This window comes from Pantoea wallisii (assembly GCF_002095485.1).
Classification (GTDB): Bacteria; Pseudomonadota; Gammaproteobacteria; order Enterobacterales; family Enterobacteriaceae; genus Pantoea; species Pantoea wallisii.
Map to the genome: position 1 here is coordinate 11762 of NZ_MLFS01000065.1, position 13681 is coordinate 25442.

General features: G+C 52.6%; 20 protein-coding genes and 1 pseudogene. 15 read left to right on the forward strand and 6 right to left on the reverse strand.

Translation table 11 applies throughout. The annotated features are described in order from the left end of the window. The first annotated feature begins 25 nt into the window (after positions 1-25). From rpmJ to HA48_RS18645, 9 genes are all read left to right on the forward strand, one after another. Positions 26-142 carry a 50S ribosomal protein L36 gene (gene rpmJ, locus HA48_RS18605; RefSeq protein ID WP_004160566.1) on the forward strand — a complete coding sequence of 39 codons (117 nt, stop codon included), beginning with the start codon at positions 26-28 and terminating at the stop codon, positions 140-142. Between the two features lie 146 nt (positions 143-288). Further along, positions 289-645, forward strand: a complete 357-nt coding sequence (gene rpsM / locus HA48_RS18610) for a 30S ribosomal protein S13 (protein WP_128602641.1) — start codon at positions 289-291, stop codon at positions 643-645. A gap of 16 nt (positions 646-661) precedes the next feature. Beyond that, entirely contained in the window at positions 662-1051 is a 390-nt protein-coding gene (rpsK, locus tag HA48_RS18615; protein WP_004160563.1) for a 30S ribosomal protein S11, read from the forward strand. A gap of 33 nt (positions 1052-1084) precedes the next feature. Further along, a complete protein-coding gene (gene rpsD, locus HA48_RS18620; RefSeq protein ID WP_039380782.1) occupies positions 1085-1705 on the forward strand; it encodes a 30S ribosomal protein S4 in 621 nt (206 codons plus the stop codon). Positions 1706-1730: 25 nt separating this feature from the next. Then, positions 1731-2720 carry a DNA-directed RNA polymerase subunit alpha gene (locus HA48_RS18625; RefSeq protein ID WP_007891688.1) on the forward strand — a complete coding sequence of 330 codons (990 nt, stop codon included), beginning with the start codon at positions 1731-1733 and terminating at the stop codon, positions 2718-2720. 40 nt (positions 2721-2760) lie between these two features. Continuing rightward, complete coding sequence (gene rplQ, locus HA48_RS18630; protein WP_003850180.1) at positions 2761-3147, forward strand: 50S ribosomal protein L17; 387 nt, start codon at positions 2761-2763, stop codon at positions 3145-3147. A 111-nt stretch (positions 3148-3258) separates the two neighbouring features. Further along, on the forward strand, positions 3259-3630 hold the full coding sequence (locus tag HA48_RS18635; RefSeq protein ID WP_128602642.1) for a DnaJ family domain-containing protein: 372 nt from the start codon (positions 3259-3261) through the stop codon (positions 3628-3630). Between the two features lies 1 nt (position 3631). After that, complete coding sequence (gene zntR, locus HA48_RS18640) at positions 3632-4069, forward strand: Zn(2+)-responsive transcriptional regulator (RefSeq protein WP_128602643.1); 438 nt, start codon at positions 3632-3634, stop codon at positions 4067-4069. Between the two features lie 50 nt (positions 4070-4119). Next, the gene (locus HA48_RS18645) at positions 4120-4338 is read left to right on the forward strand and encodes an alternative ribosome-rescue factor A (protein ID WP_128602644.1); all 219 of its coding nucleotides are present in this window, start codon (positions 4120-4122) and stop codon (positions 4336-4338) included. 17 nt (positions 4339-4355) lie between these two features. On the opposite strand, the gene mscL is transcribed toward HA48_RS18645, so the two are convergent. The 5 genes and pseudogenes from mscL to def all read right to left on the reverse strand — a co-directional run bounded on the left by mscL (position 4356) and on the right by def (position 9090). Beyond that, a complete protein-coding gene (gene mscL, locus HA48_RS18650) occupies positions 4356-4766 on the reverse strand; it encodes a large-conductance mechanosensitive channel protein MscL (RefSeq protein ID WP_128602645.1) in 411 nt (136 codons plus the stop codon). A 107-nt stretch (positions 4767-4873) separates the two neighbouring features. Next, positions 4874-6250: a Trk system potassium transporter TrkA gene (gene trkA, locus HA48_RS18655; RefSeq protein WP_128602646.1), complete on the reverse strand. Its 1377-nt coding sequence runs from the start codon at positions 6248-6250 to the stop codon at positions 4874-4876. Between the two features lie 31 nt (positions 6251-6281). Next, a pseudogene (gene rsmB, locus HA48_RS18660) lies at positions 6282-7567 on the reverse strand (16S rRNA (cytosine(967)-C(5))-methyltransferase RsmB). A 44-nt stretch (positions 7568-7611) separates the two neighbouring features. Then, on the reverse strand, positions 7612-8556 hold the full coding sequence (fmt, locus tag HA48_RS18665) for a methionyl-tRNA formyltransferase (RefSeq protein ID WP_128602647.1): 945 nt from the start codon (positions 8554-8556) through the stop codon (positions 7612-7614). Between the two features lie 21 nt (positions 8557-8577). Then, complete coding sequence (gene def, locus HA48_RS18670) at positions 8578-9090, reverse strand: peptide deformylase (protein WP_128602648.1); 513 nt, start codon at positions 9088-9090, stop codon at positions 8578-8580. Between the two features lie 115 nt (positions 9091-9205). Between def and dprA the strand changes: the two genes are divergently transcribed. The 6 genes from dprA to HA48_RS18700 are packed head-to-tail and all read left to right on the forward strand — an operon-like array spanning position 9206 to position 12993. Then, a complete protein-coding gene (gene dprA / locus HA48_RS18675; protein ID WP_128602649.1) occupies positions 9206-10330 on the forward strand; it encodes a DNA-protecting protein DprA in 1125 nt (374 codons plus the stop codon). Then, a complete protein-coding gene (smg, locus tag HA48_RS18680; RefSeq protein ID WP_128602650.1) occupies positions 10302-10775 on the forward strand; it encodes a DUF494 family protein Smg in 474 nt (157 codons plus the stop codon). The genes dprA and smg overlap by 29 nt, the downstream gene beginning before the upstream one ends. Positions 10776-10799: 24 nt before the next feature. Beyond that, the gene (locus tag HA48_RS18685) at positions 10800-11354 is read left to right on the forward strand and encodes a DNA topoisomerase family protein (RefSeq protein ID WP_128602651.1); all 555 of its coding nucleotides are present in this window, start codon (positions 10800-10802) and stop codon (positions 11352-11354) included. Beyond that, complete coding sequence (tsaC, locus tag HA48_RS18690; protein WP_128602652.1) at positions 11351-11926, forward strand: L-threonylcarbamoyladenylate synthase type 1 TsaC; 576 nt, start codon at positions 11351-11353, stop codon at positions 11924-11926. Before HA48_RS18685 ends, tsaC begins: the two co-directional genes overlap by 4 nt. Before the next feature lie 3 nt (positions 11927-11929). Beyond that, positions 11930-12748 (forward strand): shikimate dehydrogenase, encoded by an 819-nt coding sequence (aroE, locus tag HA48_RS18695; RefSeq protein WP_128602653.1) that lies wholly within the window; start codon positions 11930-11932, stop codon positions 12746-12748. Then, complete coding sequence (locus HA48_RS18700; protein WP_128602654.1) at positions 12745-12993, forward strand: DUF1488 family protein; 249 nt, start codon at positions 12745-12747, stop codon at positions 12991-12993. Before aroE ends, HA48_RS18700 begins: the two co-directional genes overlap by 4 nt. Here HA48_RS18700 and HA48_RS18705 read toward each other — a convergent pair. After that, a complete protein-coding gene (locus tag HA48_RS18705) occupies positions 12969-13523 on the reverse strand; it encodes a gamma carbonic anhydrase family protein (protein WP_128602655.1) in 555 nt (184 codons plus the stop codon). The genes HA48_RS18700 and HA48_RS18705 overlap by 25 nt on opposite strands. Positions 13524-13681: the final 158 nt, after the last annotated feature.

Here is a 13681-nt window from a genome sequence, read left to right on the forward strand (position 1 = left end):
GCTTGAGAAGTTACGGAGAGTAAAAATGAAAGTTCGTGCTTCCGTCAAGAAATTATGTCGTAACTGCAAAATCATTCGTCGCGACGGTGTCGTACGTGTGATCTGCAGCGCCGAGCCTAAGCATAAACAGCGCCAGGGCTGATTAAGTCACATATTTTTCTTGCAAAGTTGGGTTGAGCTGGCTAGATTAGCCAGCCAATCTTTTGTATGTCGATGCGTTTCCATTTGAGTATCCTGAAAACGGGCTTTTCAGCATGGTTCGCATTTATTTAATTATAGGAGTGCATAGTGGCCCGTATAGCAGGCATTAACATTCCTGATCATAAACATACCGTTATCGCATTAACTTCGATCTTCGGTATCGGCAAAACCCGTTCTAAAGCCATCTGCGCTGAAACGGGCATCGCTGAAAATGTTAAGATCAGTGAGCTGTCTGAAGAACAGATTGATCAGCTGCGTGAAGCAGTTGGTAAATTCGTTGTTGAAGGTGATCTGCGCCGTGAAATCACCCTGAGCATCAAGCGTCTTATGGACCTTGGTTGCTACCGTGGTTTACGCCATCGTCGTGGTCTGCCGGTTCGCGGTCAGCGTACTAAGACCAACGCACGTACCCGTAAGGGTCCGCGTAAACCGATCAAGAAATAATCGGGGTGAGTAAATAATGGCAAAGGCACCAGTTCGTGCACGTAAGCGTGTAAGAAAACAAGTCTCAGATGGCGTGGCTCATGTCCATGCGTCTTTTAACAACACCATCGTTACCATTACTGATCGTCAGGGTAACGCACTGGGTTGGGCAACCGCCGGTGGTTCCGGTTTCCGCGGTTCACGTAAATCTACTCCGTTTGCTGCTCAGGTCGCTGCAGAGCGCTGTGCAGAAGCCGTGAAAGATTACGGTATTAAGAACCTGGAAGTTATGGTTAAGGGTCCGGGTCCGGGTCGCGAATCAACTATTCGTGCTCTGAACGCCGCTGGTTTCCGCATCACTAATATTACTGATGTGACTCCAATCCCTCACAACGGTTGTCGTCCGCCGAAAAAACGTCGCGTATAACGCCCCGTTTTTTAGGTTAGTTGGAGAAAGAAAATGGCAAGATATTTGGGTCCTAAGCTCAAGCTGAGCCGTCGTGAGGGCACCGACTTATTCCTTAAGTCTGGCGTTCGCGCGATTGATTCCAAGTGCAAAATTGAACAAGCCCCTGGTCAGCATGGTGCGCGTAAACCGCGTCTGTCTGATTACGGCGGCCAGTTGCGTGAAAAGCAGAAAGTTCGTCGTATGTACGGCGTGCTGGAGCGTCAGTTCCGTAACTACTATAAAGAAGCAGCGCGTCTGAAAGGCAACACCGGTGAAAACCTGTTAGCTCTGCTGGAAGGTCGTCTGGATAACGTAGTTTACCGTATGGGCTTTGGCGCCACTCGTGCAGAAGCACGTCAGCTGGTTAGCCATAAATCTATCCTGGTGAACGGCCGCGTTGTTAACATCGCTTCTTATCAGGTATCTCCGAATGATGTCGTAAGCATCCGTGAGAAAGCCAAAAAGCAATCTCGCGTGAAGGCCGCTCTGGAGCTGGCTGAGCAGCGTGAAAAGCCAACCTGGCTGGAAGTTGATGCGACTAAGATGGAAGGTGTGTTCAAGCGTATGCCTGAGCGTACTGATCTGTCTGCGGACATTAACGAACACCTGATCGTCGAGCTTTACTCTAAGTAAAGCTTAGTACCAAAGAGAGGACACAATGCAGGGTTCTGTGACAGAGTTTCTAAAACCGCGCCTGGTAGATATCGAGCAAGTGAGTTCGACGCACGCCAAGGTGACCCTTGAGCCGTTAGAGCGTGGCTTTGGCCATACTCTTGGTAACGCACTGCGCCGTATTCTGCTTTCTTCCATGCCGGGTTGCGCGGTGACCGAGGTTGAGATTGATGGCGTGCTGCATGAGTACTCCACCAAAGAGGGCGTACAGGAAGATATCCTGGAAATCCTGCTCAATCTGAAAGGGCTGGCGGTAAGAGTTCAGGGTAAAGATGAAGTTATTCTTACTCTGAATAAATCTGGCATTGGCCCTGTGACTGCAGCCGACATTACCCATGATGGTGATGTCGAAATCGTCAAGCCGCAGCACGTGATCTGCCATCTGACCGATGAGAACGCATCTATTAGCATGCGCATCAAAGTTCAGCGTGGTCGTGGTTATGTGCCGGCTTCTGCCCGAATTCATTCGGAAGAAGATGAGCGCCCAATCGGCCGTCTGTTGGTTGACGCTTGCTACAGCCCTGTAGACCGTATTGCCTACAATGTTGAAGCAGCGCGTGTAGAACAGCGCACCGACCTGGACAAGCTGGTCATCGAAATGGAAACCAACGGCACAATCGATCCTGAAGAGGCGATTCGTCGTGCGGCTACCATCCTGGCAGAACAACTGGAAGCTTTCGTTGACTTACGTGATGTACGTCAGCCGGAAGTAAAAGAAGAGAAACCAGAATTCGATCCGATCCTGCTGCGCCCTGTTGACGATCTGGAATTGACTGTCCGCTCTGCTAACTGCCTTAAGGCAGAAGCTATCCACTACATCGGTGATCTGGTACAGCGTACCGAGGTTGAGCTGCTTAAAACGCCTAACCTGGGTAAAAAATCTCTTACTGAGATTAAAGACGTGCTCGCTTCACGTGGTCTTTCTCTGGGCATGCGCCTGGAAAACTGGCCGCCAGCAAGCATTGCTGATGAATAACCCGATCACAGGTTAAGGTTTCACTGAGAAGGATAAGGTCATGCGCCATCGTAAGAGTGGTCGTCAACTGAACCGTAACAGCAGCCATCGTCAGGCTATGTTCCGCAACATGGCTGGTTCTCTGGTTCGTCATGAGATCATCAAGACGACTCTGCCGAAAGCCAAAGAGCTGCGTCGCGTAGTTGAGCCGCTGATTACTCTTGCCAAGACCGACAGCGTAGCTAATCGTCGTCTGGCATTCGCCCGTACTCGTGATAACGAGATCGTGGCAAAACTGTTTAACGAGCTGGGCCCGCGTTTTGCGAGCCGTGCCGGTGGTTACACTCGTATTCTGAAGTGTGGCTTCCGTGCTGGTGACAACGCTCCGATGGCATACATCGAGCTGGTTGATCGTCCAGAAGCTCAAGCAGAAGCTGCTGCAGAGTAATTTGCAGTATCGTAAAAAACCCGCTTCGGCGGGTTTTTTATTGCCCGCGATTTCTTCCCATTTTTATCCCTTCAGCTATCCTGATGGCAATTGATACTGCCGGAGGTGATGATGTGGCTCATTGATCAACTGGTTGAACAGCATATTCGTGAAGCACAGGAGAAAGGGGAGCTGAGTAATCTTCCCGGTGAAGGCGCACCTCTTAAACTTGAGGACGACAGTGGAATACCGTCCGAACTTCGTACGGCTTACCGTCTGCTAAAAAATGCCGGCTACCTGCCGCCAGAGCTTGAGATGCGTCGCGATGCGCTGGCAATAAGTGATTTGCTGTGTGAACTCGATCCTGACGATCAGCAAGCTAACGCCCTGGCAAAACGCTTAAATGTGCTGGAAAGTAAATTGCGCCAGGCCGGTATGAACACCGATTTCCTGCACAGCGAATATCGGGCGGCAATCAACCAGCGTTTGCAGCAGGAGAAATAGCATGTATCGCATAGGACAAATTGCAAAGCTTGCGGATGTCACGCCGGACACCATCCGCTTTTATGAAAAGCAGCAAATGATGGATCACGAAGTCCGCACACAGGGCGGTTTTCGTCTGTACAGTGATAATGACCTGCAGCGGCTGCGCTTTATTCGCTATGGCCGGCAGCTTGGGTTTAGCCTGGAATCGATCCGCGAGCTTATGTCGATCCGCGTCGATCCTGAGCATCATACGTGTCAGGAGTCAAAAGCCATCGTGGCAAAACGACTGGATGAGGTGAATGGCATGATTGCTGAGTTACAAACAATTCAGCGGTCGTTACACCGTTTAGCTGAAACCTGCTGTGGCGATCAGCACAGTACCGCCTGTTGTTCGATCCTTGAAGCGCTGGAAACCGGTGAAGAACCTCATACAGAAATTTGTTGTAGCAAAGATTGAATTTTACCGCATAAGGCCTATAGTTTTGCCCACATTAACCGGAGGACAACATGAGTCATTACCAGCATCGTAAAGGTAAAATTAAAGAGAATGCCCTGGAGGCGCTGTTACACGATCCACTTTTTCGTCAGCGGGTTGAGCAAAACCAGAAAGGGAAAGGCAGTTACCGACGCAAAGATAAACATGCAAAAGGTGGCAACCGGGAGGCCAGTGGTAAGCAGCAAAGTTTACCACTGGCCTTCTGCTTTACAGACAAACAAGCCGCCTGAACCGGCGGCTTTTTGCATCAGACTTTACTGTTTTGTTGCTTTAGCAGATCGCGAATTTCTGACAGCAGCACTTCTTCATTTGAAGGTTTTGGTGCGGGCTTCTCAACTTCCTTTTTCTTGTGCAACTTGTTCATCAGTTTGATGGCAATAAAAATTGCAAAGGCAACGATGATGAAGTCAAAAACGGTTTGAATGAAATTACCGTATTCCATCACAACTGCAGGAATATCCCCTTCGGCCGGTTTTAATACCCACTTGAACTGCTTAAAATCGACACCGCCAATCAGTAATCCGAGCGGTGGCATAATGATGTTGGCAACCAGTGATGAAACGATCTTACCGAATGCGGCGCCGATAATTACACCGACAGCCAGATCCACCACGTTGCCTCGCATCGCAAAATCACGAAACTCTTTCAATAAACTCATTATTATCTCCTTGCCTTGGCCAGTGGCTAAAGTCTAACAAACCTTTGTGTAATTGCCATGATAACAATGGATTAAACCTGACTATCACGTCAGGTAACATCTATAACTTACAGGAAGAACGGACTGGGCTGGAACAAGCGCTCAACGTCCGGCACAAACTTCTTATCGGTCAGGAACATGATGACGTGATCGCCTTGTTCGATTCGTACATTATCATTGGCAATAATTACATCATCGCCACGTACCACAGCGCCGATAATGGTGCCTGGCGGTAATTTAATATCTTCAATCAGACGGCCGACAACGCGCGATGTCGTCTCTTCGCCGTGCGCGATGGCCTCAATGGCTTCGGCAATGCCGCGGCGCAAAGAGGAAACGCCCACGATATCAGCTTTACGTACGTGGCTAAGCAGGGCCGAGATAGTGGCTTGCTGAGGTGAGATGGCAATATCGATCACGCTGCCCTGCACCAGATCAACATAGGCACGGCGCTGTATCAGCACCATCACCTTTTTGGCTCCCATTTTTTTTGCCAGCATTGCTGACATGATGTTGGCTTCATCATCATTGGTAACAGCAATAAACAGATCGACCTGATCAACATGCTCTTCTGCCAGCAGCTCCTGATCTGAAGCATCGCCATAAAACACGATGGTATCGTGCAGACGTTCGGCCAGTTCGGCGGCACGCTGCTGATTACGCTCAATCAGTTTTACGCTGTACTGCTTTTCCAGCCGCTGTGCCAGACCAAAGCCGATGTTACCGCCGCCGACCAGCATGATGCGCTTATACGGTTTTTCCAGCCGCTGCATCTCGCTCATTACCGCGCGGATGTGCTGACTCGCAGCTATAAAGAAAACTTCGTCACCCGCTTCAACAATAGTTGAGCCTTGCGGGCGAATAGGGCGATCCTGGCGGAAAATAGCCGCCACGCGCGTATCAATATGCGGCATATGTTCGCGCAGAATTGACAGCGGATTACCAACCAGCGGACCACCGTAATAGGCTTTCACCACGGCAAGGCTCACTTTGCCTTCGGCAAAATTTACGACCTGCAGTGCCCCCGGATACTGGATTAGCCGATAGATATTGTCGATGACCAGCTGCTCAGGGGAGATCAGATGATCAATCGGTACCGCTTCGGGCACAAACAGTTTTTCCGCATCGCGCAGGTAATCTGCTGCACGAATACGCGCGATGCGGTTTGGCGTATTAAAGAGTGAGTAAGCGATCTGGCAGGCGATCATGTTGGTTTCGTCAGAGCTGGTCACCGCAACTAACATATCTGCATCTTCGGCGCCGGCTTCACGCAGTATGCGCGGATGTGAGCCATGGCCGTGCACCACGCGCAGGTCAAACTTATCCTGTAACACGCGTAAGCGTGAAGGATCGCTATCAACCACGGTGATGTCGTTATTCTCACCCACCAGGTTTTCTGCCAGCGTGCCGCCCACCTGGCCCGCGCCGAGGATAATAATTTTCATCGTTAAGTTGCTCGTATCAGAGTGCGCAGTACTACTTTTTCATCAGCTTAGCGTAGAAGAAACCGTCGCCGCCATCGATGGTCGGAAAAACCTGCCAGCCATGATGCTGGCCCTGCGGCAGCGTTTCGGCTACAGCATCATCGTGCGCGGCCAGAAATGCACTGATTTGTTCATGGTTTTCCTGAGGCAGAATCGAACAGGTAGCATAAATCATCGTGCCGCCGGATTTCAGTCGTGGCCATACCGCATCCAGAATTTCCCGTTGCAGCGCAGCGAGCTCGGCAATGTCGCGATCGCGGCGCAACCACTTAATATCCGGATGGCGGCGGATGACACCGGTAGCCGAGCAGGGCGCATCCAGCAGAATACGGTCGAACTGCTCATCGCCACACCACTGCTCTGGCGTACGGCCATCGCCCTGACGCACGTCTGCTTGCAAGCCAAGCCGTTGCAGGTTTTCGGTCACCCGCTTCAGTCGCTGTTCATCTATATCTATTGCCAGTACTTTTGCCTGCGGTGCAATTTCCAGAATGTGTGTGGTTTTGCCCCCTGGCGCAGCGCAAAGATCGAGTATGCGCTCGCCGTTTTGCGGCTCAAGCAGCAGTGCACAGCGCTGAGCAGAGAGATCCTGCACGGTGACCCAACCTCGTCAAAGCCCGGCAGCTGACTAACCGGGGCGGGCGATTCCAGACGCAGCGCCTGTGGTGCATCACCCGGGAAGGCCGTTTTCTCTTGCTGCGTTAATAAGGCAAGCCAGGCGTCGCGCTGATAGTGCTGAAGATTGACCCGCAGCCACATAGGCGGACGCTGGTTATTGGCTTCGACAATCTGCTGCCAGTGTTCTGGCCAGGCGCTCTGCAAACGTTTCAGCAGCCAGCCCGGGTGCCAGTAACGCTGTGGTCCCTGATCGACTTCAGCCAGCAGTGCCTCCTGCTGACGCTGAAACTGGCGCAGCACGCCGTTGAGCAGACCTTTCAAATTACCGCGTTTCAACACTTCAGCACCGGCGACAGTCTCGGCCAGTGCAGCGTGCGCAGGTACACGGGTATAGAGCAGCTGATATAAACCCACCATGATCAGATAGTGCAGTACGCGCTGCTTGCCGGTCAACGGACGCTCCATCAGCTTTCCGATCAGCGCTTCCAGCTGCGGCAGCGTACGCATCACGCCAAAGCACAACTCCTGCAGCAGCGCGCCATCTTTATCCGACAGCGTTTTCTGGGCGGCAGGCAGAATGGCGCTGAGAGACTCACCTTTATCGACCACGCGTTCAATCAGTTGCGCAGCAAGGCTGCGCAGGTTGGTAGCTTTTTTCATATTTATTCATCAAACAAAAGCCCGGCGTTACCGGGCTTGGGGAGTCAGGCCAGAACGGTTCCTGGGGTGAACCATTCACGACGCGAGTTGAGCAGGTCCTGCGCCGACATGGCTTTTTTACCCGCGGGTTGCAGAGACAGCAGATTCAGTACGCCATCAGCCGTAGCAATCTGAATACCCTGCTTATCGGCTTGCAGAATCTCACCGGGTTGCTTGTTCTGGTGCGGTAGCACGCTCGCCTGCCACACTTTCACCGGCTGATCATCCACCGTAAAATAGCTCACCGGCCAGGGATTAAAGGCGCGGATACAGCGCTCCAGCTGAGCGGCCGAAAGCGACCAGTCGAGACGCGCCTCTTCTTTACTGAGTTTCTCTGCGTAAGAGACTTGCGTTTCATCCTGCACTTCTGGCGTGGCACTGCCATTTACCAGCATCTCCAGCGTGAACAGCATGCCCTGCGGGCCAAGCTGAGCCAGTTTGTCGTACAGCGATGCGCTGGTATCTTCCGCCGTAATCGGGCAGGAGAGCTTATGCAGCATGTCGCCGGTATCCAGGCCAACATCCATCTGCATGATCGTTACGCCGGTCTCGCTGTCGCCAGCCCACAATGAACGCTGGATCGGCGCTGCGCCACGCCAGCGTGGCAGCAGGGAGCCGTGTACGTTGATGCAGCCAAGCCGCGGCATATCCAGCACCGCTTTGGGCAGAATCAACCCGTAAGCGACTACCACCATAATATCGGCGTGCAGGTCAGCAACCAGCTGCTGATTCTCTTCAGGTTTTAGCGATTTCGGTTGAAAGACCGGCACGTTATGCGCCTGCGCTAACACTTTTACCGGACCCGGCGTAAGTTTGTTACCGCGTCCGGCGGGACGATCGGGCTGAGTAAAGACGCCAACCACCTGATGCTCAGAAGCGAGCAGCGCGTCGAGATGACGCGCTGCAAAGTCAGGTGTACCGGCAAAGATGATTTTTAGCGGTGCAGACACAGTTTAACCTTCTGTTAGCACTCAGGATGCGCGTGCATTCTGGCGGACCAGTTTTTCCAGTTTCTGTTTAATACGCTGACGTTTCAGCGGTGATAAGTAATCGATAAACAGCTTGCCGTCGAGATGATCGATCTCATGCTGGATGCAAATCGCCAGCAACCCATCGGTTTCCAGCTCGAAGCTTTTGCCGTCACGATCCTGGGCACGCACTTTGACCCACTCGGCGCGAGGTACGAAGGCGCGCTGCTCCGGAATAGAGAGACAGCCCTCCTCAATCCCGGTTTCGCCGCGTTTTTCCAGCAGTTCCGGGTTGATCAGCACCAGGCGCTCATCACGGTTTTCAGAGACATCAATCACAATGATGCGCTGATGAATATCAACCTGCGTTGCTGCCAGGCCAATGCCCTCTTCGGCGTACATGGTTTCAAACATATCGTCGACGATACGCTGAACGTCAGCATTTACTGCCGCAACCGGTGCAGCAATTTTGCGAAGACGATCATCAGGGAAATGTAATACCTGCAAAACTGACATAAATATCCAGATCTGTATGCGTTAAAGAAAAGATTATTGCCTCATATTGTAGACTTTTTAGGGCCTGATTGACAGCATTGCACCGCATCAAGGCACGGCTGACAGGGAGCGCAGCATGAATAAAACGGAACGGATACTCAGGTTGGCAAACGTACATGGTTTAAGTGGCCAGCGCGCCCGGCATTTTGCCATGGCGTTACAACATGCGGATGAAATTGAGGATAGCTGGTTGCAGGTGCACGGGCTGAGTGACGCGCAGCGGCAACAGTTTTCTGGCTTATGTCCGCGCCAGCTCGAAAGCGCGCTGCAGTGGCTGGAGGTTGAGCAACATCACATCATCACCTGTATTGATGCGAACTATCCGGCCATGCTGACCGAGATTAGCCGGTATCCACCGGTACTGTATGTGGCGGGAGATATATCCGCGCTTGCCACGCCGCAGCTGGCGGTAGTGGGCAGTCGTCACTGTTCACCGTACGGTAAGCAGTGGGGAAGCTGGTTTACCCAGCAACTGGCTTTAAGCGGATTAACCATCACCAGCGGTCTGGCGCGCGGTATTGATGGCGTGGCGCACCGTGCTGCACTGGAAGCACAGGGAAAAACCGTCGCCGTGCTGGGCAGCGGCCTCAACCATATCTATCCCAAAAGTCATCAGGCGCTGGCACGTGAGATTACTGAACAGGGCGGAGCCTTAATTTCCGAGCAGCCACTGAATATGGCCCCGCTCGCCGTTAACTTTCCGCGCCGCAATCGTATTATCAGCGGATTAAGTCATGGCGTGTTAGTGGTTGAAGCCTCACTAAAAAGCGGCTCGCTGGTGACAGCGCGCTGTGCGCTGGAGCAAAATCGCAATGTCTATGCACTACCCGGCGCTCTGGGCAATCCGGGCAGTGAAGGGACCCACTGGCTCATCCAGCAGGGCGCGCTGCTGGTGGCGCATCCCAACAATATTCTCGAGGACCTGCACTCTACGCTGCAATGGTTGCCAGTTAGCAGTTCGGAAACAATATATTCACAACACAGTGACGATGTTCCATTGCCATTTGCAGGCGTGTTGGCTAACGTAGGTGATGAGGTTACACCTGTTGACGTCGTCGCTGAACGTGCCGGCCAACCTGTGCCAGCCACCGCAGCGCAATTGCTGGAGCTGGAGTTAGCAGGATGGATCGCAGCTGTACCCGGCGGCTATGTCCGATTGAGGAGGGCATGCCATGTTCGACGTACTTATGTACTTGTTTGAGACTTATATCCACAACGAAGCCGAAATGCGCGTTGACCAGGATAAATTGACCGATGATTTAGCCGATGCCGGTTTTCATCGTGAAGATATCTACAATGCGTTGAATTGGCTTGAACGACTGGCAGATTATCAGGACGGTCTGGTGGCGCCCGTGCTGCTGGCAAATGATCCGCTCTCAATGCGAATCTACACGGAAGAGGAGAGTCAGCGTTTAGATGCCGAGTGCCGCGGCTTTGTTTTGTTCCTGGAGCAGATTCAGGTGCTGAACATGGAAACGCGCGAAATGGTTATTGAACGTGTGATGGCCCTTGATACCCTGGAGTTCGATCTGGAAGATCTCAAGTGGGTGGTGCTGATGGTGCTTTTCAACATTCCCGGATGTGAAAATGCCTATCAGCAGATGGAAGAACTGTTATTCGACGTCAATGAAGGTATGCTGCATTAATTCGCGATTGATGCATTCGGTAATATGAGTAAACCAGCGTTATTTACCGTGCGTAAAAACGAACCCTGCCCCGCTTGCGGGGCAGAATTAGTCATACGTACCGGCAAGCATGGCCCATTTCTTGGGTGTGTTAACTACCCAACTTGTGATTACATTCGCCCGCTGAAAGGCCAGGGTGATGGACATATCGTTAAAGTGCTGGAAGGCCATGCCTGTCCACAGTGTGGCGCGGATAAAGTGCTGCGTCAGGGGCGCTTCGGTATGTTCGTCGGCTGCAGCCTTTATCCGGAGTGTGATTACACTGAAACCATCGATAAACCTGATGAAACCGCGATTGCCTGCCCGCAGTGCAGCAGCGGCAAACTGGTACAGCGCCGCTCGCGCTATGGCAAAACGTTCCACGCCTGCGATCGTTATCCTGATTGCCAGTTTGCGGTCAATGCGACGCCGGTAGAAGGTGTTTGTCCGCATTGCCAGTTCCCATTATTAATTGAAAAGAAAACAGCCCAGGGCATGAAACGCTTTTGCGCCAGCAAACGCTGTGGCAAGCCGGTTGCCCGGAACGAAGAGTCATCATGAATCAGAGCCCATATTTACCAGGAAGCCTCGACTTCTGTCTCGAACAACTGCAGCAGCAAAAAGTAATTGCCTATCCGACCGAAGCGGTATTCGGTCTGGGGTGCGATCCGGATAGCGAAAGCGCCGTTATGGCACTGCTGGCGCTTAAGCAGCGCCCGGTAGAGAAGGGGCTGATTCTGATCGCTGCTGATTATGCACAGCTGGAACCCTATATTGCCGATCGTGAACTGACGGTACTGCAGCGAGAAAGGATGTTTGCCAGCTGGCCTGGCCCGGTCACCTATGTTGTGCCTGCTTCGCCGCATACGCCGCGCTGGCTGACCGGCCGATTCGATTCACTGGCTGTGCGCGTCAGCGATCACCCGGAGGTCCGGGCGTTGTGCCGCGGCTTTGGCAAACCGCTGGTCTCAACCAGCGCCAATCTCTCGGGTGAGCCACCCTGCCGTAACGCGGCTGAAGTGGCGCAGCAGTTTGGTCCGCAATTCCCTGTTTTACAGGCGGAAACCGGTGGACGCTTGAATCCTTCTGAAATTCGCGACGTTATTAGCGGCGAACTTATTCGTCAGGGCTGACTCATGGAAAACTTTGCGGTTTTTGGCAACCCCATCGCACATAGCAAATCACCTTTTATCCACGCGGAGTTTGCTGCACAAACCAGTATCGAACATGCGTATGGACGCATCTGCGCGCCGCTTGATGAATTTCCACAAACTATTGCGGCTTTTTTCGCCGCTCAGGGTAGAGGCGCAAATGTTACGTTGCCGTTTAAGCAGCAGGCATGGGAATTTGCTGATGAGCTCAGCGAACGTGCGGCCTTATCGGGTGCGGTTAACACACTAAAGAAGAGGAGCGACGGCACGATCCTCGGTGACAATACAGATGGCATTGGCCTGCTAAGCGATCTGGAACGTCTGCACATGATCCGCCCCGGTGATCGTATTTTGCTGGTGGGGGCGGGCGGTGCGGCACGCGGCGTGATTTTACCGTTGCTCTCTTTAGGATGCTCTGTGGTGGTGGTCAATCGTACGGTGCAGCGCGCGGAACAGCTGGCCACGCTTTTCCAGCACAGCGGCGCGATTGCTGCCGCAAGTTTTGACCAGCTGGATGAGCAGGATTTCGATCTGGTCATTAATGCGACCTCCAGCGGGGTGGATGGCAAGGTGCCGCCTTTGCCGGAAACGCTGATCTCTGCTCGGGTGCGCTGTTACGATATGTTTTATCAGCAAGGACTGACGCCGTTTTTGCTCTGGTGCCAGCAGCAGGGTAGCCAGCAGCTGGCAGATGGCGTCGGCATGCTGGTGGGGCAGGCAGCACATGCTTTCCAGCTCTGGCATGGTGTAATGCCAGAGATCGCGCCGGTGATTGCCAGACTCAAGCAGGCGATGCAGTCGTGAATCAGGCGATACAGTTTCCCGATCGCGAAACGTGGGATGCACAGCAGCAGGCGGTGATTTTTCCGGTACAGATAAATGGTATGGGAATGAACTGTGCCATTTCGCAGGAGGCGCTACGCGCCAGGTTTGGTGAGGGCGAAGCGATGGCGCTATTTGTCGCTCATCGCTGGGATCTGGAAGATGAAGCAGAGACGTTAATTCGGGATGACAGGATCGATAATCAGGGCTGGCTCTGGTTGCCCTGATCTATATAATCATTTTTCCAGCTCACATAGTTGTTCGCTGAGTAAAGCAGGCCGGTAATTTCAGCCTCGCTGAGCGGACGCACTTGCCTGACCGGGCTGCCCAGATAGAGGTAGCCGCTTTCAAGACGTTTTCCGGGGGGCACCAGACTACCCGCACCGATCATTACGTCATCTTCGACAATGACGCCATCAAGCAGAATCGCTCCCATTCCAACTAATACACGATTGCCAATATGGCAGCCGTGCAGCATAGCTTTATGTCCGACTGTGACATCCTCACCAATAATCAGCGGGTACCCTGCCGGATTGCTGGCGGATTTATGCGTGACGTGCAGTACACAGCCATCCTGAACATTGCTTCTTTTACCAATCACAACCTGGTTCACATCGCCACGTATGGCAACCAGCGGCCAGATACTTACGTCATCGGCAAGATGAACATCACCGACAACAACGCTGCTGCTATCTACCATGACGCGATCGCCAATGTGTGGAAAGTAGTGCTTATAAGATCGCAAAGCGACAGACATGATCCTTCTCCTTCTCTGTTAATACCCTAAGCCTGCGGCTTATCAGGCTGCTAAACAAGCTGCTTTTTGAGCAGATCGCTCGTGTTCGCAGCGAAAAGAGTGAAAACTCACCACTCAGTAAAAAAGATCGAAAAAAGGGGTTGTGCAAAAAATCCGGA

Excerpts from the sequence above, each read along its gene's own strand:
- rpmJ (WP_004160566.1), top strand. The coding sequence starts at position 26 with ATGAAAGTTCGTGCTTCCGTCAAGAAATTATGTCGTAACTGCAAAATC.
- rpsK (WP_004160563.1), top strand. The coding sequence starts at position 662 with ATGGCAAAGGCACCAGTTCGTGCACGTAAGCGTGTAAGAAAACAAGTC.
- rpsD (WP_039380782.1), top strand. The coding sequence starts at position 1,085 with ATGGCAAGATATTTGGGTCCTAAGCTCAAGCTGAGCCGTCGTGAGGGC.
- HA48_RS18625 (WP_007891688.1), top strand. The coding sequence starts at position 1,731 with ATGCAGGGTTCTGTGACAGAGTTTCTAAAACCGCGCCTGGTAGATATC.
- rplQ (WP_003850180.1), top strand. The coding sequence starts at position 2,761 with ATGCGCCATCGTAAGAGTGGTCGTCAACTGAACCGTAACAGCAGCCAT.
- HA48_RS18635 (WP_128602642.1), top strand. The coding sequence starts at position 3,259 with ATGTGGCTCATTGATCAACTGGTTGAACAGCATATTCGTGAAGCACAG.
- zntR (WP_128602643.1), top strand. The coding sequence starts at position 3,632 with ATGTATCGCATAGGACAAATTGCAAAGCTTGCGGATGTCACGCCGGAC.
- HA48_RS18645 (WP_128602644.1), top strand. The coding sequence starts at position 4,120 with ATGAGTCATTACCAGCATCGTAAAGGTAAAATTAAAGAGAATGCCCTG.
- mscL (WP_128602645.1), bottom strand. The coding sequence starts at position 4,766 with ATGAGTTTATTGAAAGAGTTTCGTGATTTTGCGATGCGAGGCAACGTG.
- trkA (WP_128602646.1), bottom strand. The coding sequence starts at position 6,250 with ATGAAAATTATTATCCTCGGCGCGGGCCAGGTGGGCGGCACGCTGGCA.
- def (WP_128602648.1), bottom strand. The coding sequence starts at position 9,090 with ATGTCAGTTTTGCAGGTATTACATTTCCCTGATGATCGTCTTCGCAAA.
- dprA (WP_128602649.1), top strand. The coding sequence starts at position 9,206 with ATGAATAAAACGGAACGGATACTCAGGTTGGCAAACGTACATGGTTTA.
- smg (WP_128602650.1), top strand. The coding sequence starts at position 10,302 with ATGTTCGACGTACTTATGTACTTGTTTGAGACTTATATCCACAACGAA.
- HA48_RS18685 (WP_128602651.1), top strand. The coding sequence starts at position 10,800 with ATGAGTAAACCAGCGTTATTTACCGTGCGTAAAAACGAACCCTGCCCC.
- tsaC (WP_128602652.1), top strand. The coding sequence starts at position 11,351 with ATGAATCAGAGCCCATATTTACCAGGAAGCCTCGACTTCTGTCTCGAA.
- aroE (WP_128602653.1), top strand. The coding sequence starts at position 11,930 with ATGGAAAACTTTGCGGTTTTTGGCAACCCCATCGCACATAGCAAATCA.
- HA48_RS18705 (WP_128602655.1), bottom strand. The coding sequence starts at position 13,523 with ATGTCTGTCGCTTTGCGATCTTATAAGCACTACTTTCCACACATTGGC.